The organism is Desulfonispora thiosulfatigenes DSM 11270 (assembly GCF_900176035.1).
Classification (GTDB): Bacteria; Bacillota; Peptococcia; order Peptococcales; family Desulfonisporaceae; genus Desulfonispora; species Desulfonispora thiosulfatigenes.
Window position 1 is genome coordinate 109,222 of the sequence record NZ_FWWT01000022.1, and the last position, 19,512, is coordinate 128,733.

The 19,512-nt window shown below is 30.7% G+C and carries 21 protein-coding genes; 20 read left to right on the forward strand and 1 reads right to left on the reverse strand.

Annotation, left to right across the window (positions count from 1 at the left end):
- Positions 1-69 precede the first annotated feature (69 nt).
- The 4 genes from B8965_RS09400 (at position 70) to B8965_RS09415 (ending at position 2,722) form a co-directional block, all read left to right on the forward strand.
- The gene (locus tag B8965_RS09400) at positions 70-984 is read left to right on the forward strand and encodes a DMT family transporter (RefSeq protein ID WP_084053940.1); all 915 of its coding nucleotides are present in this window, start codon (positions 70-72) and stop codon (positions 982-984) included.
- A gap of 56 nt (positions 985-1,040) precedes the next feature.
- The gene (locus B8965_RS09405; protein ID WP_084053941.1) at positions 1,041-1,391 is read left to right on the forward strand and encodes a YraN family protein; all 351 of its coding nucleotides are present in this window, start codon (positions 1,041-1,043) and stop codon (positions 1,389-1,391) included.
- Between the two features lie 168 nt (positions 1,392-1,559).
- A complete protein-coding gene (locus tag B8965_RS09410) occupies positions 1,560-2,294 on the forward strand; it encodes a hypothetical protein (RefSeq protein WP_084053942.1) in 735 nt (244 codons plus the stop codon).
- 77 nt (positions 2,295-2,371) lie between these two features.
- Complete coding sequence (locus tag B8965_RS09415) at positions 2,372-2,722, forward strand: L,D-transpeptidase (protein WP_144015897.1); 351 nt, start codon at positions 2,372-2,374, stop codon at positions 2,720-2,722.
- Positions 2,723-2,908: 186 nt separating this feature from the next.
- Here the strand turns inward: B8965_RS09415 and B8965_RS09420 are convergent, their stop codons facing one another.
- Positions 2,909-4,438: a YifB family Mg chelatase-like AAA ATPase gene (locus B8965_RS09420; RefSeq protein ID WP_084053944.1), complete on the reverse strand. Its 1,530-nt coding sequence runs from the start codon at positions 4,436-4,438 to the stop codon at positions 2,909-2,911.
- Positions 4,439-4,666: 228 nt separating this feature from the next.
- Here B8965_RS09420 and B8965_RS09425 point away from each other — a divergent pair, with 228 nt between their 5' ends.
- From B8965_RS09425 to B8965_RS09495, 16 genes are all read left to right on the forward strand, one after another.
- Positions 4,667-4,873 (forward strand): hypothetical protein, encoded by a 207-nt coding sequence (locus B8965_RS09425; protein ID WP_084053945.1) that lies wholly within the window; start codon positions 4,667-4,669, stop codon positions 4,871-4,873.
- 173 nt (positions 4,874-5,046) lie between these two features.
- Positions 5,047-6,141, forward strand: coding sequence for a DNA-processing protein DprA (gene dprA, locus B8965_RS09430; RefSeq protein ID WP_159446318.1), 1,095 nt, complete (start codon positions 5,047-5,049; stop codon positions 6,139-6,141).
- A 10-nt stretch (positions 6,142-6,151) separates the two neighbouring features.
- Positions 6,152-8,245 carry a type I DNA topoisomerase gene (gene topA / locus B8965_RS09435; protein WP_084053947.1) on the forward strand — a complete coding sequence of 698 codons (2,094 nt, stop codon included), beginning with the start codon at positions 6,152-6,154 and terminating at the stop codon, positions 8,243-8,245.
- On the forward strand, positions 8,245-9,555 hold the full coding sequence (gene trmFO, locus B8965_RS09440; RefSeq protein ID WP_084053948.1) for a methylenetetrahydrofolate--tRNA-(uracil(54)-C(5))-methyltransferase (FADH(2)-oxidizing) TrmFO: 1,311 nt from the start codon (positions 8,245-8,247) through the stop codon (positions 9,553-9,555). Before topA ends, trmFO begins: the two co-directional genes overlap by 1 nt.
- A gap of 45 nt (positions 9,556-9,600) precedes the next feature.
- A complete protein-coding gene (hslV, locus tag B8965_RS09445; protein WP_084053949.1) occupies positions 9,601-10,131 on the forward strand; it encodes an ATP-dependent protease subunit HslV in 531 nt (176 codons plus the stop codon).
- Between the two features lie 12 nt (positions 10,132-10,143).
- Positions 10,144-11,538: an ATP-dependent protease ATPase subunit HslU gene (hslU, locus tag B8965_RS09450; RefSeq protein WP_084053950.1), complete on the forward strand. Its 1,395-nt coding sequence runs from the start codon at positions 10,144-10,146 to the stop codon at positions 11,536-11,538.
- A gap of 28 nt (positions 11,539-11,566) precedes the next feature.
- On the forward strand, positions 11,567-12,355 hold the full coding sequence (codY, locus tag B8965_RS09455) for a GTP-sensing pleiotropic transcriptional regulator CodY (RefSeq protein ID WP_084053951.1): 789 nt from the start codon (positions 11,567-11,569) through the stop codon (positions 12,353-12,355).
- A gap of 202 nt (positions 12,356-12,557) precedes the next feature.
- Positions 12,558-13,259, forward strand: a complete 702-nt coding sequence (gene rpsB / locus B8965_RS09460) for a 30S ribosomal protein S2 (protein ID WP_084053952.1) — start codon at positions 12,558-12,560, stop codon at positions 13,257-13,259.
- Positions 13,260-13,391: 132 nt separating this feature from the next.
- Positions 13,392-14,045, forward strand: coding sequence for a translation elongation factor Ts (tsf, locus tag B8965_RS09465; RefSeq protein ID WP_084053953.1), 654 nt, complete (start codon positions 13,392-13,394; stop codon positions 14,043-14,045).
- Positions 14,046-14,148: 103 nt separating this feature from the next.
- Positions 14,149-14,880 carry a UMP kinase gene (gene pyrH / locus B8965_RS09470; RefSeq protein ID WP_084053954.1) on the forward strand — a complete coding sequence of 244 codons (732 nt, stop codon included), beginning with the start codon at positions 14,149-14,151 and terminating at the stop codon, positions 14,878-14,880.
- Positions 14,873-15,430 (forward strand): ribosome recycling factor, encoded by a 558-nt coding sequence (frr, locus tag B8965_RS09475; RefSeq protein WP_084053955.1) that lies wholly within the window; start codon positions 14,873-14,875, stop codon positions 15,428-15,430. Before pyrH ends, frr begins: the two co-directional genes overlap by 8 nt.
- A 3-nt stretch (positions 15,431-15,433) precedes the next feature.
- Entirely contained in the window at positions 15,434-15,610 is a 177-nt protein-coding gene (locus B8965_RS12480) for a hypothetical protein (protein ID WP_159446319.1), read from the forward strand.
- 76 nt (positions 15,611-15,686) lie between these two features.
- On the forward strand, positions 15,687-16,439 hold the full coding sequence (locus B8965_RS09480) for an isoprenyl transferase (RefSeq protein ID WP_144015898.1): 753 nt from the start codon (positions 15,687-15,689) through the stop codon (positions 16,437-16,439).
- Positions 16,440-16,457: 18 nt separating this feature from the next.
- Complete coding sequence (locus tag B8965_RS09485) at positions 16,458-17,261, forward strand: phosphatidate cytidylyltransferase (RefSeq protein WP_084053957.1); 804 nt, start codon at positions 16,458-16,460, stop codon at positions 17,259-17,261.
- Positions 17,254-18,354 (forward strand): sporulation integral membrane protein YtvI, encoded by a 1,101-nt coding sequence (gene ytvI / locus B8965_RS09490; protein ID WP_159446320.1) that lies wholly within the window; start codon positions 17,254-17,256, stop codon positions 18,352-18,354. Before B8965_RS09485 ends, ytvI begins: the two co-directional genes overlap by 8 nt.
- Positions 18,355-19,509, forward strand: a complete 1,155-nt coding sequence (locus tag B8965_RS09495; RefSeq protein ID WP_084053959.1) for a 1-deoxy-D-xylulose-5-phosphate reductoisomerase — start codon at positions 18,355-18,357, stop codon at positions 19,507-19,509.
- Positions 19,510-19,512 lie beyond the last annotated feature (3 nt).

Sequence of the window (19,512 nt, forward strand, 5' to 3'; positions counted from 1 at the left end):
AGAATACTAATTATAAATATAATTTATATACCTTTAAGTAGTAATAGTAAAGGGAAAAGGGGGATCTATGTGGATAAAAATTTAAAGTTAGGTGCTTTATCTATCTTAATGGCAGGCTCTTTATGGGGCTTTCTAGGACTTACTTGTAAGACTTTAACTAGCTATGGTTTAACTTCATTTGATGTATCTTTTTTCCGGATATTTGTAGGAGCGTTATTTTTACTTTTGTATATGGTAATAAAAGATATTAAATTACTTAGAATTGATCGCAAAGGATTAATTTTCACTGCTATAGCTGGTCTTGTGAGTCAAAGCCTTGCTAATGGTTTTTATTTTGCTTCCATTGAAAGAACTAGCATTACAACAGCTGTAATTTTACTTTATACAGCCCCTATTTTTACGAATATCATTTCTAAGTTTATATATCAGGAGGTTTTTACTAAATTAAAAGTAGTTGCAGTTATTTTATGTTTTTCAGGAGTGTTTTTAACAGCTACAGGTGGAGACTTAAATACCTTAAAGCTTAATTTTTTAGGATTATTAATCGGTTTAGCTTCTGGTTTAACATTTGGTTTAATGCCAATTTTAAATAAATTTATTTTAGAAAAGTATAATCCTTGGACTATTCTATTTTATAGTTTTTTATGGGGTAGTTTCTTTATATTGTTATTAGCTCGTCCACTTAAAATATTTTCTCTTAATTTAGATTTTAAATTTTGGTTTGCATTAGTATTTTTAGGCTTGGTTTTAGCTGTTATTGGCTATGGATTATATTTAAAAGGTTTAAAGTTTGGCGTAGAACCTTCAAAAGCTACTATTATAAGTACTGTGGAAATTGTAGTATCAGTAATTGTAGCCTACTTTGTATTTAAAGAAAGTATAAATATATATAATATTCTTGGTATTTTAATGGTAGCTGCATCTGTAATTTTAATTCAGGAAAGGAAAATTATAGGGGATAAACAGAAGGTTTTAGCAAAGTAATTAGTAATCCCTCGACTAGGATATACTTATAATAAACACAAAAATAGGATGATTTTATGAAGAAAAGTTTAGGAATGAAAGGTGAGTTAATAGCTATTCAGGAACTTGAAAAAAGAGGTTATAAAATTTTAGCAAGAAACTTTAGTTGTAAAATTGGAGAAATTGACATAATAGCTAAAGAAAATGAAACTTTAGTGTTTATTGAGGTTAGGTCAAGGAATAAGGATGATTTTGGACTACCCCAAGAAACAATTAATTATAAAAAACAATCAAAAGTTAGAAAGGTAGCAGAGTACTTTTTAGTAAAGAATAATCTACAGAATGTAGAGTGTAGATTTGATGCGGTGGGTATAGTTTGGAACACAGAAAAGAAAATAAAGGTTATGTTAAATAAAGATGCATTTTAAATATCTATAAATGATATGCTCTCCTTATAGTAGACAGTTAAAATAATATAACTGTTTTACTATTAGGGAGTTTTATTATTATGGAAATTATTAAATTATATTTACTGGAATTGGTATAACTGTAGCTTAAAGTGGAAATAATTTAAATAAAAACAAAAGGATAATAAAATGAATAATTTATCAAATTGTATTTATTTAAAAAATTCCAGAGTTTATGTTTCGCGCAATAACGATAATTGGTATAGAGTAGTCTTATCATATGATAGTGATCATCCCGAAGCCAATTACTATCTTGCTAAAGAATTAGAAGGTAAGAAAAGGTACAGTAAAGCTTATGAACACTATAAATTAGCTTATGCTGGAGGTTATGCTTCGGCTATATCGGGTTTAAATCGGTTAAAAGAACTTAAGCAACATAAAATTAACCCAGAGCAATCAGATTTAAAACATAACTCTTCCTTAGCCTTGATCTTGTTTTTATTACTACTCTTATTAATTGGAAGCATAATTACTTATTACATATTTAATCCTATTATGCAAAGAGAAAATCTCAAAGTTTTTAATCTTAAAGAAGTAGAACAGGTAGTTAAAGAAAAAGAGGTATTGCTTCATAATATACCGGTGAGAAGGTATTATGCGCCTACGTTATTTGATAATAATGGATATTATGATTTGAAAGTTGCAAATGAAAGTAGTATGCAAGATATTTTAGTAACAGCAGATAAGTTTCTAGAAAGTAAAAAAACAAACCAAGATTTAGAAGAAATATCTGTAGTTTTTTATTATGCGGATACTTTGAGTGAACTAAATAATGAATATGCTATTGCAGAAGTTATTTGGACAAAAGATTATGGAATTAAAGATCTATATCTTTATCCAGACTTTAAAAAAAAACAAATTTAAGTGATCAAAGTAATTATCAAGATTTATATATTATAAAAGAAGACGAAACTAAAGTAGAAAAGATATCAGATCTGATTATGATTGATACCGAAAAGAAAATTTTATCTTATCAAAATGATACTTTAGTAAAATCTTTTCCAGTGGGAGTAGGGCATGAAAAAAGCCAAACTCCTATAGGAACATATAAGATTAAAAACAAAATTTTAAACCCTAAATCATATAGATATAATATTCCAAGTGATTCTTACGGTTCAGCCTGGTTAGGATTAACGATACCGGGTTATGGTATTCATGGAACGAATGAACCTAGTTCAATCGGAAAAAATAAGTCTTTGGGTTGTATAAGAATGCTTAATGAGGATATTTTAGAATTATATAAATATATTAAAACTAATACAAAGGTTATAATATTTACACAGGTTAGATGAACATAAATTAAACCATAATTTCAATCATTTCCCTGGAAATATTTTTAAATTATACATATAAATTGTCAAATTATGCTTTGAATTAAGAGATAAATTAAAAGAAAAATACTCCCTAGGTTAAATTTGTATAAATTAACTTAGGGGGTATTTTAATAAACATTTAATTTAAGAAACATGGAGGTTTTTTTAACTAATCACTTGCCTATCCAAAGCTCTATATTGGATGGCTTCAGCTAAATGCTCGATAGCTATATTTTCTTTATTAGAAAGATCAGAAATAGTACGAGCTACCTTTAAAATACGAATATATGCTCTAGCACTTAAACCGAGATTGTTAAAAGCTTGTTTTAATAATCTTTGCGAACTATCATCTAACTTACAATACATATTAATATCTTCATTAGTCATTTGAGAATTTGTTATAAAATTCTTTTGTTTAAATCTATCTGATTGAATTTCTCTAGCATTTAAAACTCTTTGTTTTATTATTTCTGATGTTTCTTCTTCAGTTTTAGATTGCAAATCATTAAAACTAACTCTTGGAACTTCAATTTGCAAATCTATTCGATCAAGTAAAGGTCCAGATATCTTATTACGGTATTTTTGAACTTGGTAAGGAGTGCATGAGCATTCTTTTAAAGAGTCACCATGATAACCACAAGGGCATGGATTCATAGCTCCAATTAACATAAAGCTAGCGGGATAAGTTAGTTGAGCTGTTGCCCTAGATAAAGTAACTTTTCCTTCTTCTAAGGGTTGTCTTAAAGTTTCTAGAACTTCTTTTGAGTATTCAGGTAATTCATCTAAGAACAGAACCCCATGATGACTTAGACTTATTTCTCCTGGTTTAGGAATTCTACCCCCACCGACAATACTTGATTTAGAAGCTGTATGATGAGGTGCTCTAAAAGATCTTTTGTTAATAATAGGTAAACTTTCGGGTAATAAACCAGAAATACTATATATTTTAGTAACTTCTAGACTTTCATTAATTGAAAGTGAAGGTAAAATACCAGGCAGACAACGAGCTAACATAGTTTTTCCGGATCCCGGGGGACCAGACATAACAATATTATGATTTCCAGCTGCTGCTATTTCAAGGGCTCTTTTAGCTTCTTTTTGGGATTTAATATTTTGAAAATTATACTCACATTCTAAATTTTTATTTAGTATATTTTTTAAATTAAATCCTGATACAGCGCTCATACTTTCTTGATTATTAAGAAACTCCACCACCTCTTTTAGTGATGAAAAACCATATGTGCAGGATCCTCCTATAGAAGCTTCGATACTATTTTCTGTTGGAACTATAAATTTGCAATCTAGCGAAGAAATATGTAAGGACATAGGAAGAATTCCTTTTACTTTTCTTAAATATCCATCAAGGCCTAGTTCACCTACGGCAATTAGCTTCATAGTACTTGAAATACTCAATTGATTTGTTGCTACTAATATTGCTAAAGCAATTGGTAAATCAAAGATTGGCCCTTCTTTTCTAATATGGGCAGGAGCTAAATTAACAACAATTCGTCTAGGTGGAAAGTTAAAACCAGAATTTTTTATAGCTGTTCTAACTCTTTCTTTACTTTCTTTAACAGCAGTATCTGGTAATCCAACAATTTCCCAGGCTGGTAATCCTCCTGAAACATCAACTTCAATCTCAATATTGAAAACCTCTAAGCCTATAAAACTACAACTTTTTATTTTAGCTAGCATAAAAACCTCCTAATAATAGACGTAGTAATAACTAAAAAAATGTTTATCTCTTATTTATTATTAACAACTAAATATTTTAGCTATCATTTTTTTATTAGGAGGCTTCTATTAGTCGAATTGTTAAAGAAAGTTTAAACATGGATTAAATTGCTTAAAGGCTTTTTATTGTTTTTATAGAATGTATTTTTAAACTAAAGTAATAACATAATAACAAAGGAGAGTCTAATTGTGGCGATAAAGCTAATATTTGAAGAAGAACGAGTAAAAACAATAAAAAGGGAAATTAGTAAACTTGATACTAAGCAATTATATTTTTTAGAACATTTTTTAAATAAAGAAAAGAAAGTAAGAAAAGAAAATATTTTCAAAGAATGGATGGATACTTTAGATAACATTTTGGAAAACAAGGAATACCAGAGGAATAATTTAGGATAAAAAATTGCATATTATACATAATATAAGTACTTAAACTTTATATTTATGGCACAAACTAGTAGTAAATAATGTTTGTGTCCTTTTTTTAGCTATTCTCTAAAAACACGAAAAATGATTTAAAGTTGAAAACCATAATTTTCATGTATATAATTATTAAATTAAGGAGTAGTTTAATGAATAAAGATTTTGTGTACTGGTCAATGTTACAAAAAATATGGGGAATTAAAGCTAGCAAGATATTATTGAATATTATGCTACAGGTTAGTGGTTATGATTTTTGGCATTTTGATAATAAAACAATAAAAAACTACCTACCCAATTTAGATTCTAGCATGGTTCAATTATTTATAACGGAAAGAAAGAAGATGTCTTTTCAAGAAGAATATGAAAAGCTGATGAAACTAAACATAAAAATAATTTCTTTTACCTGTGATAATTACCCGAGTAATTTAAAAAACATACATTCACCACCACCTTTGTTATATATACGAGGTAATTTAGTTGAAAAGAATTTATCTATAGCAATGGTTGGTGCAAGAAAAGCAACTGCTTACGGTAGAAAGGTTGCTAAACAAATAGCTAGTGATTTAAGCAGTGAAAATGTACAAATAATTAGTGGTTTAGCCAGAGGGATAGATACATGCTCCCATGAAGGAGCACTTCTAGGTGATGGGGGTACAATTGCAGTGTTAGGAAGTGGACTAGATGTTATTTATCCTAGAGAAAATGAACTTTTATTCAATAATATATTAAAAAGTGGAAATGGTGCTATTATTTCAGAATTTCCACTAGGAACTCAACCTTTAAGGTATCATTTCCCGATGAGAAATAGAATAATTAGTGGAATTTCTCATGGAGTCATTGTTGTCGAAGCCTCAGAAAAAAGTGGTTCTTTGATAACTACTGAATATGGATTAGAACAGGGAAAGGATATCTTTGCTATACCAGGTCCAATAAACAGCTCTGTATCTAAGGGGTGTCATAAATTGTTAAAAGAGGGAGCAAAACTTGTCGACTCCAAATTAGATGTATTAGAAGAATATGGGCAGTTGTGTTTATTTAATTTAAATTCTCAAATGAAAAATGCAGGATTAAGCACTCTCGAAAATGAAATAGTTACATGTATAAAATCATTACCTTTAACTATGGAAGAAATTTCGGAAATTACTAACATACCTTTAAAAAATTTAATTCCAACAATAAGTATTTTAGAGATTAATGGAGTTATACAACAAATAGCTGGTAGAAAATTCATTAGTATAAATTGAGGTGATTTGAGTGAGTAAAACATTGGTAATTGTAGAATCACCGGCTAAAGCAAAAACTATTGGAAAGTTTTTAGGGAAAAACTACATAGTTAAAGCATCCCTAGGTCATATTCGTGATTTGCCTAAAAGCCAATTTGGGGTTGATGTTGAAAATGACTTTGAGGTGAAATATATAACAATAAGGGGTAAAGGTGAGATATTACAGGAACTGAGAAGTGCTACAAAAAAGGCAAGTAAAATTTTATTAGCTCCTGACCCTGATAGAGAGGGAGAAGCTATTGCCTGGCATTTATTACATAGTTTAAAGTTAGAACAAAATGAAAAGTGTAGGATTCAGTTTAATGAAATTACAAAAGATGCAATTAAAGAGGCGGTAAAAAAACCACGCCAAATTGAGATGAGTAGGGTAGAATCACAGCAAGCCCGTAGAGTCTTAGATCGTCTAGTTGGTTATAATTTAAGTCCTTTGTTATGGAGAAAAGTAAAAAAAGGTTTAAGTGCAGGTCGCGTGCAATCAGTTGCAGTAAGATTAATTTGTGAGCGGGAAGAAGAAATTACTGATTTTGTGCCTGAAGAATATTGGTCCTTAGAAGCATATTTTAACATAACAAAAGATAATACTATAAAAGCTAAGCTTAGTAAAAAACTAGGTAAAAAAATTGAAATAAAAAATGAAGAAGAAATGAATATCATTTTGAAAGAAATAAAAGACTCTAAATATATTGTTGAAGACGTTAAAAAGAAATTAAAAAATAGAAAACCAGTACCTCCTTTTATCACGAGTAATTTACAACAAGAAGCTTATCGTAAACTTAATTTCACAGCTAAAAAGACAATGCGGGTAGCCCAAGAATTATATGAAGGTATTGAAGTAGGAAAAGAAGGGGCTGTAGGTTTAATTACCTATCTTAGATCTGACTCAGTTAGAGTTTCAGAAAGTGCTCAAAAAGAAGCAGCTGAGTATATAGAACAAAAGTACGGACCCAAATATACACCAGAAAAGCCACCTATTTACAAAACTAAAAGTAAAGCTCAAGATGCCCATGAGGCTATTAGGCCTACTTCTGTTTTAAGAGAACCTAGTGAAATAAAAGGCTTTTTAAGTAGAGATCAGTTTAAACTTTATGACTTGATATGGAAGCGTTTTATTGCCAGTCAAATGACGGAGGCTCTAATAGAACAAACTTCAGTAATTATTAATGCTGATCAGTACGAATTCCGGGCTTCAGGATCAGTAATTGTTTTTAAAGGGTTTATGGAAATATATATTGAATCCGAAGATGAAAAACAGGAAAAGGAAGAGCCTTTAGCATCAATTGATACTGGACAACAATTAAAACTACATCAACTTGATCCAAAACAACATTTTACACAACCAGTTGCTAGATTTTCAGAAGCTACATTAATTAAGACTTTAGAGGAAAAAGGAATTGGTAGACCTAGTACTTATGCGCCAATATTAAGCACTATTCTTTCACGGGGGTATGTTGTAAAGGAAGAAAAACAATTTTATCCTACTGAGTTAGGTATAGTTGTAATTAACCTTTTAAAAGAATATTTTAAAGATATAATAAACACAGAATTCACAGCTAATTTAGAGGAAAATTTAGATAAAGTAGAAGAAGGTAATATTTATTGGAAAGATGTATTGAGGGATTTTTACGAACCCTTTAGCAAACGTTTAGAAGTAGCTGAAAATGCAATTAGTAAGATTGAAATCAGAGATGAAGTTTCAGAAGAAGTTTGTGATAAATGTGGTAGTAATTTTGTAATCAAGTTTGGAAGATATGGAAAGTTTTTAGCATGCCCAAGTTTTCCTGATTGTAGAAATACTAAACCTTTACTTGAAGAAATCGGAACTATTTGCCCTCTTTGTAAAAAAGGACAGGTTGTAATTAGGAGAAGTAAAAAAGGAAGAAAGTTTTTTGGGTGTAGTGATTATCCTGAATGTGAATTTATTAGCTGGGACAAACCAACAGAAGATATTTGTCCAAACTGTAACAATTATTTAGTGGAAAGAGAAAATAAACAAGGTAAGAGAAGGCTATGCAGTAATAAAGAGTGCAACTATGAGCATAAAATAAATAAGGAGGAGCAAAATTAATGGACAAAGGCATAAATGTAATCGGGGCAGGCCTTGCTGGATGTGAGGCTGCATGGCAAATTGCACAAAGGGGCATAAAGGTAAATTTATATGAAATGCGTCCTAATAAAACAACAGCCGCTCATAAAACACCATATTTTGCTGAATTGATTTGTAGTAACTCGTTAAGAGGTGCAGGACTAGAAAATGCCGTGGGCTTGTTAAAAGAAGAACTGAGGCAGTGTGATTCTGTTTTTATGCAGTGTGCTGACCTACATCGGATACCTGCAGGAGGAGCATTAGCTGTAGATAGAGAAGGTTTTGCAAAATGTATGACTGAAAAACTCTCTAGTCACCCCTTAGTAACTATAATTCATGAGGAAATAACAAAAATTGATAGTAATAGGGTAAATATCATTGCTACAGGTCCTCTTACAGAGGGTCTTTTAGTAGAAACTATAAAAGAAATTACAGGAGAAGATTATTTTTATTTTTATGATGCAGCTGCACCAATTTTAACCACTGAATCAATAGATACTACTAAAGCATTTTGGGCTTCTAGATATGATAAGGGAGAAGCTGATTATTTAAATTGTCCTATGAATGAAGATGAATATAGAAATTTTTACAAAGCATTAGTTAGTGCAGAAGTTCATCCTATTAAAAAGTTTGAAAAGGAAGTTTTTTTTGAAGGATGTATGCCTGTAGAGGTAATGGCAAAAAGAGGAGAAAAGACACTTTTATTTGGACCTTTAAAACCAGTAGGGCTAACAGATCCAAGGACAGGCAAACAGCCTTATGCTGTGGTGCAATTAAGAAAGGATAACAAAGATGGAAGTCTTCTTAATATAGTAGGTTTTCAAACTCACTTAAAATGGGGAGAACAAAAACAAGTATTAAGTTTGATTCCCGGATTAGAAAATGCAGAAATTGTTCGTTATGGGGTTATGCATCGAAATACTTTTATTAATTCCCCTAAAACTTTAGATGAAACTGGACAAGTTAAAAAAAGCCAAAACATTTATTTTGCAGGTCAAATTACTGGTGTGGAAGGGTATGTTGAATCAGCTACCTCCGGTTTAGTTGCAGGAATAAATGCTTGCAGAATGATGGAAAACAAAGCAAAGTTAATTTTCCCAAAAGATACAGCAATTGGGGGCTTAATGAGTTATATTGTAAATGCAAATAGCAAAAACTTTCAACCTATGAATATTAATTTTGGCCTACTACCTCCTTTAGAGAAAAAAATTAAAAATAAAAAAGAAAAGAATGTATTAATATCAAGTAGAGCATTAGAATCATTACATAATTTTAAAATAGAAGAATTTTAAAATAAGTCGAAAAAATGAAAGCTAACTTGATTAAGGAGGATATTTATGATTCATGCTACAACCATAGTCGCTATTAAAAAAGATGGAAAAGTTGCAATTGCTGGAGATGGACAAGTAACCTTTGGACAAAATACTATTATGAAACATCAAGCCAAAAAGGTTAGAAAATTGTACAATGGTAAAATACTAGCTGGTTTTGCAGGTTCTGTTGCTGATGCATTTACCTTATTCGAAAAGTTTGAGGGAAAACTTCAAGAAAATAGTGGAAAACTTGTAAAAGCATCCGTAGAACTAGCTAAAGAATGGCGTTCTGATAGGGTGCTAAAAAAATTAGAAGCAATGTTAATTGTTGCAGATAACGATAATATGTTAGTATTATCTGGTAATGGTGAAGTAATAGAACCTGATGATGGTGTTATTGCGATAGGGTCAGGTGGATCGTTTGCTTTATCGGCAGCTAAAGCATTAAAAGATAATACAGATCTTTCAGTAGAAGAAATAGCTAAAAAATCCATGGAAATTGCTGCAAATATTTGTGTCTATACTAACCATAATATAACTGTAGAAACTTTATAAGGAGGAATTGACTTGAATAATCTTACTCCTAGACAAATTACAGAAGAATTAGATAAATATATAGTAGGTCAAGGTGAAGCTAAAAAATGTGTTGCTATAGCTTTAAGAAATAGGTATAGACGTATGAATTTACCTGAAGAAATTAAAGATGAAATAAGACCTAAAAATATAATCATGATAGGCCCAACAGGTGTTGGTAAAACAGAGATAGCCAGGAGACTAGCTAAATTAGTAAACGCCCCATTTATTAAGGTAGAGGCGACAAAGTTTACAGAGGTTGGATATGTAGGTCGTGATGTAGAATCCATGGTTAGAGACTTAGTAGAAGAGTCTATGAGAATTGTTAAACAAGAAAAATTTACGAGTGTGGCAGAAGAAGCTAAAAAATTAGCAGAAGAGAGAATAATAGACATATTAGCCCCAAAGGCAAAAAAACAATCTAAAATTACTAATCCACTAGAAGCCTTTTTTGGAAAAGGATTTAATGAAGAGGATACTGAAAAAGAACCAGAAGAAAAGAATTTGCAAGAAGAAAAAAGATTGATAATAAAAGAAAAACTTCGTAGATTTGAATTAGAAGATGATATCATAGAGATAGAAGTAGAAGAAAACAATTCAACGATGTTAGATATGTTTTCAAATCTGGGTATGGAAGAATCAGGAGTTAATTTTGGTGATATGCTTTCAGGAGTATTGCCTACTAAAACGAAAAAAAGAAAGGTTAAGATTAGCCAAGCACGAAATATTTTAGCTCAAGTTGAAGCCCAAAATTTAATTGATATAGAGGAAGTAAAGCAAATTGCAATAGAAAGAGCAGAACAATCAGGAATAATATTTTTAGATGAAATAGATAAAATTGCGACCACTGATAAAAACTCAGGTGCAGATGTATCAAGAGGTGGAGTTCAGAGGGATATTCTTCCGATAGTGGAGGGGAGCACTGTTACCACAAAGAATGGAATTATAAAAACCGACCACATTCTATTTATTGCAGCTGGTGCTTTCCATTTAGTGAAGCCGTCAGATTTAATTCCTGAACTTCAAGGTAGATTTCCAATTAGAGTAGAACTTCAAAGTTTAACTCGTACTGATTTTGAAAGAATACTTAAAGAGCCAAAGCAATCTTTATTAAAACAATATCAAAGATTATTGGAAACAGAAGGACTAAACTTAGAATTTACTGAAAATGCTATTGCTGAAATCGCTGATATTGCTTATACTGTAAACGATAATACTGATAATATCGGAGCAAGAAGGCTTTATACCATACTTGAAAAGATATTAGAAGAAATATCCTTTTTAGCACCTGAAATGGATACAAAAGATTTAATTATTGATAAAGATTATGTACAAGATAAACTAAGAAATATTGTAGAAAATAGAGACTTAAGTCGGTACATACTTTAATAAAACATATTTGAAAGGAGGATCAGGTATGAAAACACTCCTAGAAAAAACCCGTTCCTTAAATAGGTTATTACAGAAAACAGCTACAAACCCAGTTAACTTTAATGAAATATCTAGAGTTTTAAGTAATATGATAGAGTGCAACACATATATCGTAGGAAGAAAAGGTAGAATACTAGGTTATTCATTTGCTGGAGAAGGAGATTTTCAATGTGAAACTGTTGAGGAAATAATCAACGAAAACGAAAGATTTCCTGAAGATTACAATGAAAATTTACTTAAGGTTACGCAAACTGAAGCAAATATAAAAAATGAAAAAAACAATTGTGTCTTTACTGAATCTATGGCTTGTCATTTCGGTGGAAAAATTTCTACTATTGTTCCAATCATGGGTGGAGGAGAAAGACAAGGTACACTTCTTTTGGCTAAATTTAACATTGAATTTAATGAATCTGATTTAATTTTAGCTGAATATGGCGCTACAGTTGTAGGGATGGAAATCTTAAGAGCAAAAACTGAGAAAATTGAAGAAGAAGCAAGAAAAAAAGCAGCGGTTCAAATTGCAATAGGTACACTTTCATATTCAGAACTTGAGGCTATTGAACATATATTTGAAGAATTAGATGGATCAGAAGGTTTATTAGTCGCTAGTAAAATTGCTGATCGAGTAGGAATTACTCGCTCTGTAATAGTTAACGCATTAAGAAAGTTTGAAAGTGCAGGGGTTATTGAATCTAAGTCCTTGGGTATGAAAGGAACTTATATTAGAGTATTAAACGAAAATCTACTAGACGAATTAGAAAAATTAAAAAACTAAAAATTTGTAGAGATAATAAAATATTTTCTTAAAGAAATGAAATATTTTGCTATAAAATGTTGATTAATTTTTATTCATGTGCTAAAATAACAAATGGTGTAATACACACGTCGTTGGACTTGCTTTACGGTGCCTAATGTAGGTGTAAAGTAGGATTGAAAATGACGGAGGAAAATAACCGAAAAGGAAGGAGGTGCTGAATATGCCAGTTGTTTCTATGAAACAATTACTTGAAGCAGGTGTGCATTTTGGGCATCAAACTAGACGTTGGAATCCTAAAATGGCTCCATATATTTTTACGGAGCGTAATGGTATCTACATAATTGATTTACAAAAAACTGTAAAGAAAGTTGTAGAAGCTTATGAATTCGTAAGAGAAGTAGCACTAGAAGGAAAACCAGTTCTTTTTGTTGGTACTAAAAAACAAGCTCAAGAAACTGTAAAAGAAGAGGCAATTAGATGTAATCAATATTTCGTAAATGAAAGATGGTTAGGTGGTATGCTTACTAACTATCAAACAATTAAGAAAAGAATTGATCGTCTTTTTCAACTTGAAAAAATGCAAGAGGATGGCACAATGGCTGTGTTACCTAAAAAAGAGGTATCACAATTATTAGCTGAACAAGATCGTCTTGAAAGATTTTTAGGTGGAATTAAAAATATGCCTGGAGTTCCTGGAGCAATGTTTGTTATTGACCCAAGAAAAGAAAGAATTGCTATACAAGAGGCAAAAAAACTTGGTATACCTGTTGTAGCTATAGTTGATACTAACTGTGATCCTGATGAAGTTGATTATGTTATCCCTGGTAACGATGATGCTATCAGAGCGGTTAAACTATTAACTTCTGTTGTTGCAAACGCAGTTTTAGAAGCTAATCAAGGTGATACTACTTCTGAAGAATAATAATAAATTAACAAATAGGGGGTAGCCAGTTGGGAAGTAGGTTCCCATATTGGTTATCCTTTTTTAATTTAAATGAATTTTAAGTTGATTTTTTGGAATAACTAGACATATAAATATATGGGAGGTTTATTAATGACTATTAGTGCTGCAATGGTTAAAGAATTAAGAGAAAAATCTGGTGCAGGAATGATGGATTGCAAAAAGGCTCTTATAGAAACAAATGGAGATATTGAAAAAGCTGGCGAATATTTAAGAGAAAAAGGATTAGCTGCTGCTGCAAAAAAATCAGGTAGAATTGCTGCAGAAGGAGCAGTTACATCATATATACATATGGGTGGGAAAATTGGAGTTCTTTTAGAAGTAAACTGTGAAACAGATTTTGTTGCTAAAACAGAGAAGTTCCAAGACTTCACTAAGAACATAGCTATGCAAATAGCAGCAACTAAGCCTGAGTATATAGCAAAAGAAGAAGTTCCAGAAGAAGTTATTACAAAAGAAAAAGAAATTTTAAAAGCGCAAGCTATCAATGAAGGTAAAAATGAAAAATTTGTAGAAAAAATCGTTGAAGGTAGAGTAGAAAAAATATATAAAGATCTTTGTTTATTAGAGCAACCATATATTAAAGATACAGATAAAACTATAGCTCAATTCCTATCTACAACTGTTGCTGAAATAGGCGAAAATATTGTTTTACGTCGTTTTGTGCGTTTTGAATTAGGAGAAGGAATTGAAAAGAAACAAGAAGACTTTGCTTCTGAGGTTATGGCTGAAATTAATAAAAATTAATTAAGGAGAACACGGTGTGTTCTCTTTTTTAAAAAGAAATGATACATTATTAAGAGGATTTAATTAAATTTTGTAGAAATTATAAGGATTGGGGGAATAAGTTTTGTCACAACAACCCAAATATAAAAGAGTAATTGTAAAATTAAGCGGTGAGGCTTTAGCTGGAGATTTAGGTTCTGGAATTGACCAAGGAGTATTAAATAGTCTTGCTTCTCAAATTGCTGAAGTTATAAGTATTGGAGTAGAAGTTGCTGTCGTAGTAGGTGGAGGTAATATCTGGAGAGGTGTAGCAGGAAGCTCTAAAGGTATGGACAGAACAACTGCTGACTATATGGGGATGCTTGCAACCGTTATAAATTCATTAGCATTACAAGATGCTTTAGAAGATAAAAACATCGATACTAGAGTGCAAACCGCTATTGAAATGCGTCAAATAGCAGAGCCTTACATACGTAGAAGAGCAGTACGCCATTTAGAAAAAGGTAGAGTTGTTATATTTGCTGCAGGAACGGGTAATCCGTATTTTTCCACTGATACAACTGCTGCTTTAAGGGCTGCTGAAATTGAAGCAGAAGTTATATTAATGGCAAAAAAAGTAGATGGGGTTTATGATGCAGACCCAGTAGTAAATCCAAAAGCTCAACGATACACTGATTTAAGTTATATTGATGTACTGAATAAAAGATTGGGTGTAATGGATTCCACAGCTACTTCTTTGTGTATGGATAACAATATACCATTAATAGTTTTTACTTTAAATGAGCCAAGTAATATTAAAAAGGTAGTTTTAGGTGAAACCATCGGTACTTATGTGGGGAGGAAAAAAGATGATTAATGAATTAATTAAAGATGCCGAGCAAAGAATGGTTAAAACTAATGATGTTTTAAAAAAGGATTATGCAAGTTTGCGTGCAGGTAGAGCTACTCCATCTCTATTAGATAATGTCCAAGTAGAGTATTATGGTTCTATGACTCCATTAAACCAAGTTGCAAATATCCAAACCCCAGAGGCGAGACTTTTAATTATCCAGCCTTGGGATAAAACTATTATTGCTGATATTGAAAAAGCTATTATGAAGTCAGAATTAGGTCTAACTCCTAATAACGATGGTATTGTTATTAGACTACCTATTCCTCAACTTACTCAGGAAAGAAGACTTGAAATAGTAAAACAAGTTAAGAAAAAGGCTGAAGAAGCTAAAGTTGGTATAAGAAATATTAGAAGAGATGTTAATGATCAAATTAAAGCTTTAGAAAAAGATAAAGAAGTATCTGAAGATGAAGCAAAAAAATCACAAGATAATGTTCAAAAAATTACAGATAAATTTATTAAAGATATAGATGAAATAGCAAGTATTAAAGAAAAAGAAATAGTAGAATTATAAAATATGATTGAGACAGCTGTTTTAGCTTTAACATTTAAAGAAGCGCAGGAAATAATTAATCATAATGGGTATAAAATAGGAAAAATATCTTATTTAAACGAACCTTCTGAAGTAATGAGAGTTATTAGAGTGAAAAAGGTAGATGCAAAAATTCTGGATATCCTTATTGCATATCATTAAATGAGTAAAATTATGAACATAAACCCCCACTACACATTAGGGGGTTTTCTTACTACATGAAGGCATGGAGGTAGTTATGAGATTTTTTGGATTCGGTAGTGATACAAAAAAGGAACAAATATTGGAAAAGGAAATACCACAGCATATAGCTATTATTATGGATGGGAATGGCAGATGGGCTAGAAATAAAGGATTACCGAGATCTGCAGGCCATAGAGCAGGAGTAGAGGCATTAAAAGGTATTGTGAGATTCTGTTTAGATATAAATGTTAAATATTTAACTGTATATGCTTTTTCGACAGAAAATTGGAAAAGACCACAAGACGAAATAAAAGCATTAATGAATTTAATTATTGAGTATATTAAAAATGAAATCAAAACCTTGAAAAAAAATGGTGTTAAAATAAATCCCATAGGAGATATTAGTGGATTAGAGTCGAAAATTCAAGAAAGCATCCAATACGCATTTGATGAGACTAAAGAAAATGATAAGTTAATTCTAAATGTAGCATTAAATTACGGTGGTAGAGCAGAAATAACGAAAGTAATTAAAGAAATAGCGCTTGATGTTAAAAATGATGATTTATTAGTAAATGATATAGATGAAAAGTTAATAGAGCAATATTTATATACTAAAAATCAACCAGATCCTGACCTTATTATCAGACCTTCTGGTGAAATGAGAATAAGTAACTTTTTACTATGGCAATTAGCTTATTCTGAAATATGGGTTACAAATATTATGTGGCCTGATTTTAAACCTAAGGATTTAACGCAGGCAATTAATGATTATCAAAATAGAACTAGACGATATGGAGCAGTAAAATAAAAAAGTGTGGTGTAAAATTTGCTAATAAGAATAGGTAGCGCATTAATAGGTATTCCTGTTTTTATCATGTTTTTATATTTGGGTAATATTTATCTTGCAGGTTTCATTTTTGCTTTAATTATTTTAGGATCTTTTGAATTTAAACGTTTAATAGGGAATAGTTGTAATACTCTAGATATTTCGTCAGTACTTATAGGTGAGCTGATTTTTATACTTGGGATTTTATACAATTGGCAAAATTGGTTATCCTTAGGTATAGGGGTAACCTTTTTAAGCAGCTTATTAATAATGCTTAAGAATTATCCTAAGGTTAAAATTAATGTTATTTCATTAAACTTGTTAAACTTATTATATGTTGGTTGGACTTTAGTACATATTTTACTGATAAGAAATTTACATCAAGGTTTTTTATTATTACTTCTATTATTTATAATAATCTGGGCTACAGACACCGGGGCTTATTTTACAGGTCGTTTTTTAGGCAAAAACAAGTTAGCTCCTCAAATAAGTCCTAAGAAAACTATTGAAGGCGCTATAGGTGGTTTAATTTCAAGTGTTATTTGTGCTATTATATTTGTGAGTTTTTATAAAATTATTCCGGTACCATTTGTTATTTTAATAGCAATAATTATCTCTACTATGGGACAAATAGGAGACTTAATTGAAAGTTCCTTTAAACGGTTTGTAGGTATAAAGGACTCAGGAAACATAATACCGGGTCATGGTGGTATATTAGATAGATTTGATAGTACTATTACTACTGCACCTATATTATATTATATATTAATATTACTACATAATTGGGGTGGGTATTTTGGATAATGACATTACAAGATATCTAAAGATACTCTTGCCAATTACAATTGGTGTCATTGGACTATTAGGATTTTACTTAATTATTTATTATATATTTCCAGTAGCTGTTGATATTGTTTATGTAATTTTGGGAGCTCTAAGCCCTTTTATTTTGGCTGTTATTTTAGCTATATTAGTCGATCCTATTGTGAAGTTTTTTGTGCTTAAAATTAAATTGCCTAGAAGTTTGTCAGTGATTATATCATTAATGCTGATCTTTGGAATAATAATATTGTTATTAATCATGCTTTCATCACATTTAATAATTGAATTGAAAGAGTTATCTGATGTACTATCCAATTTAAGTAATGATTTCATGAATTTAGGATGGAAAATTGTTCAAGATGTAAGAGCTTTTATATCCAATAATCCCTTACCTGTTGATGTCAGAAAGGCAATTGAAGAAAATATTTCTGGGATTATTGAATCTGTAAAGAGCTTTTTAGGGGCAAGCTCTGAATGGTTGATTAGTTTTTTAGCTAAATTACCGATAATTATTACTATTGCACTAGTTTCATTTGTAGCAACTTATTTTATTAGTAAGGATAAAGATAATATATATAATTTTTTTATCAAAATGATACCCATAGAATGGATTAAACCTTTAAATAAAATTATAGGAACAATGACTTCAGCTTTATTTGGTTTTCTACGTGCACAGGCCATTTTAATTTCGGTTACTACTATTTTGACAATAATAGGATTATCCATTCTAGGTTTAGATTATTCATTTAGTGTGGGAGTGCTTACAGGTATTTTTGATTTAATTCCAATTTTAGGACCAGGAGCTATTTTTATACCGTGGGCGATTTGGAATCTTATCGTAGGTAAGACTAAATTTGCGATAGCATTAATAATTTTGTATGCCATCATAGTTATCATAAGGCAAATGATTGAACCTAAAGTTTTATCTCATAGTATAGGATTACACCCTCTTGCTACTTTAATGGCAATTTTTATTGGTTTAAGACTATTAGGGGTAATCGGCCTCTTTGTTGGACCTATTATCTTACTATTAATAAAGACATTTATAGAGATTAATCAAAAAGGAGAAATATAAGTGGTTAAAAATATTGCTTTATTAGGGAGTACTGGTTCTATTGGAGTTCAAACTTTAGAAGTAATAGATGAACATAAAGATGACTTTATAGTTAAAATTATTTCAGGTCATAAAAATGTGCAAAGACTATTAGAACAAGCCCTTAAATATAAGCCGGAATACGTAATAGTAACGCATGAAAAAAGTTATGAAATCTTAAAAAAAGAATTATCTACCTTTCCTATAAAGGTTATATTAGGAGAAAAGGAAATCGCAAAAGTTTATCAAGAAGTTAATTTAGATTTAGTAATAGGAGCAATTTCTGGTGCAGCAGGAATTCCTTCAGTGTTGGCTGCACTTGAACTAGGTATAGATGTTGCGTTAGCTAATAAAGAAACAATTGTCGTAGCTGGAAATATTGTTAAAAGGATACAAAAGAAAACCGGAGCTAAAATTATCCCTGTTGATAGTGAACATTCTGCTATTTTTCAATGTTTGACAGGGCATGAGAAGGCTGTTAGTGGCTTATTAATTACTGCTTCTGGAGGTCCATTTAGGAATTTATCTCCAGATGAATTACATAAAGTAACTCCAGAAATGGCTTTAAATCATCCTACGTGGAGTATGGGAAACAAGATAACCATTGATTCTGCTACTTTAATGAATAAAGGATTAGAAATAATTGAAGCGCATTTTTTATTTAATGTAGCATATGAAAATATTAATGCTATAATTCACCCACAAAGCATAGTTCATTCTATGGTTCTATATGGTGATGGATCGGTATTGGCTCATTTGGGTCTACCAGATATGAGGGTTCCTATTCAATATGCGTTAACCTATCCAGAACGTAAGAATAATTCTTTTCCAAAATTAGATTTATTAAAGATAAAAGAATTAGAATTTCTAAAACCAGATACAGAAAAATTTCCTTGTTTAAATTTAGCATATAGAGCAGGTAAAATAGGCTATACTATGCCTGCAGTGTTAAATGCAGCAAATGAAATAGCCGTAGAATTATTTATGCAAAAAGATATTGGATTTATGGATATTCCAAAGTTGGTAGAAGAAGTAATGCAAAAACATGAAATAGTCAAAGAATTTGATTTTAAAGATTTATTAGAAGTTGATAAATGGGCTAGAATAGAATGCAAAAAAATTAAAGATAGGATGTGATAT

What these genes read in the sequence shown, in the direction of transcription:
- B8965_RS09405 (WP_084053941.1), top strand. Translation starts at nt 1,041, where the DNA reads ATGAAGAAAAGTTTAGGAATGAAAGGTGAGTTAATAGCTATTCAGGAA.
- B8965_RS09410 (WP_084053942.1), top strand. Translation starts at nt 1,560, where the DNA reads ATGAATAATTTATCAAATTGTATTTATTTAAAAAATTCCAGAGTTTAT.
- B8965_RS09415 (WP_144015897.1), top strand. Translation starts at nt 2,372, where the DNA reads ATGATTGATACCGAAAAGAAAATTTTATCTTATCAAAATGATACTTTA.
- B8965_RS09420 (WP_084053944.1), bottom strand. Translation starts at nt 4,438, where the DNA reads ATGCTAGCTAAAATAAAAAGTTGTAGTTTTATAGGCTTAGAGGTTTTC.
- dprA (WP_159446318.1), top strand. Translation starts at nt 5,047, where the DNA reads ATGAATAAAGATTTTGTGTACTGGTCAATGTTACAAAAAATATGGGGA.
- trmFO (WP_084053948.1), top strand. Translation starts at nt 8,245, where the DNA reads ATGGACAAAGGCATAAATGTAATCGGGGCAGGCCTTGCTGGATGTGAG.
- hslV (WP_084053949.1), top strand. Translation starts at nt 9,601, where the DNA reads ATGATTCATGCTACAACCATAGTCGCTATTAAAAAAGATGGAAAAGTT.
- codY (WP_084053951.1), top strand. Translation starts at nt 11,567, where the DNA reads ATGAAAACACTCCTAGAAAAAACCCGTTCCTTAAATAGGTTATTACAG.
- rpsB (WP_084053952.1), top strand. Translation starts at nt 12,558, where the DNA reads ATGCCAGTTGTTTCTATGAAACAATTACTTGAAGCAGGTGTGCATTTT.
- tsf (WP_084053953.1), top strand. Translation starts at nt 13,392, where the DNA reads ATGACTATTAGTGCTGCAATGGTTAAAGAATTAAGAGAAAAATCTGGT.
- frr (WP_084053955.1), top strand. Translation starts at nt 14,873, where the DNA reads ATGATTAATGAATTAATTAAAGATGCCGAGCAAAGAATGGTTAAAACT.
- B8965_RS12480 (WP_159446319.1), top strand. Translation starts at nt 15,434, where the DNA reads ATGATTGAGACAGCTGTTTTAGCTTTAACATTTAAAGAAGCGCAGGAA.
- B8965_RS09480 (WP_144015898.1), top strand. Translation starts at nt 15,687, where the DNA reads ATGAGATTTTTTGGATTCGGTAGTGATACAAAAAAGGAACAAATATTG.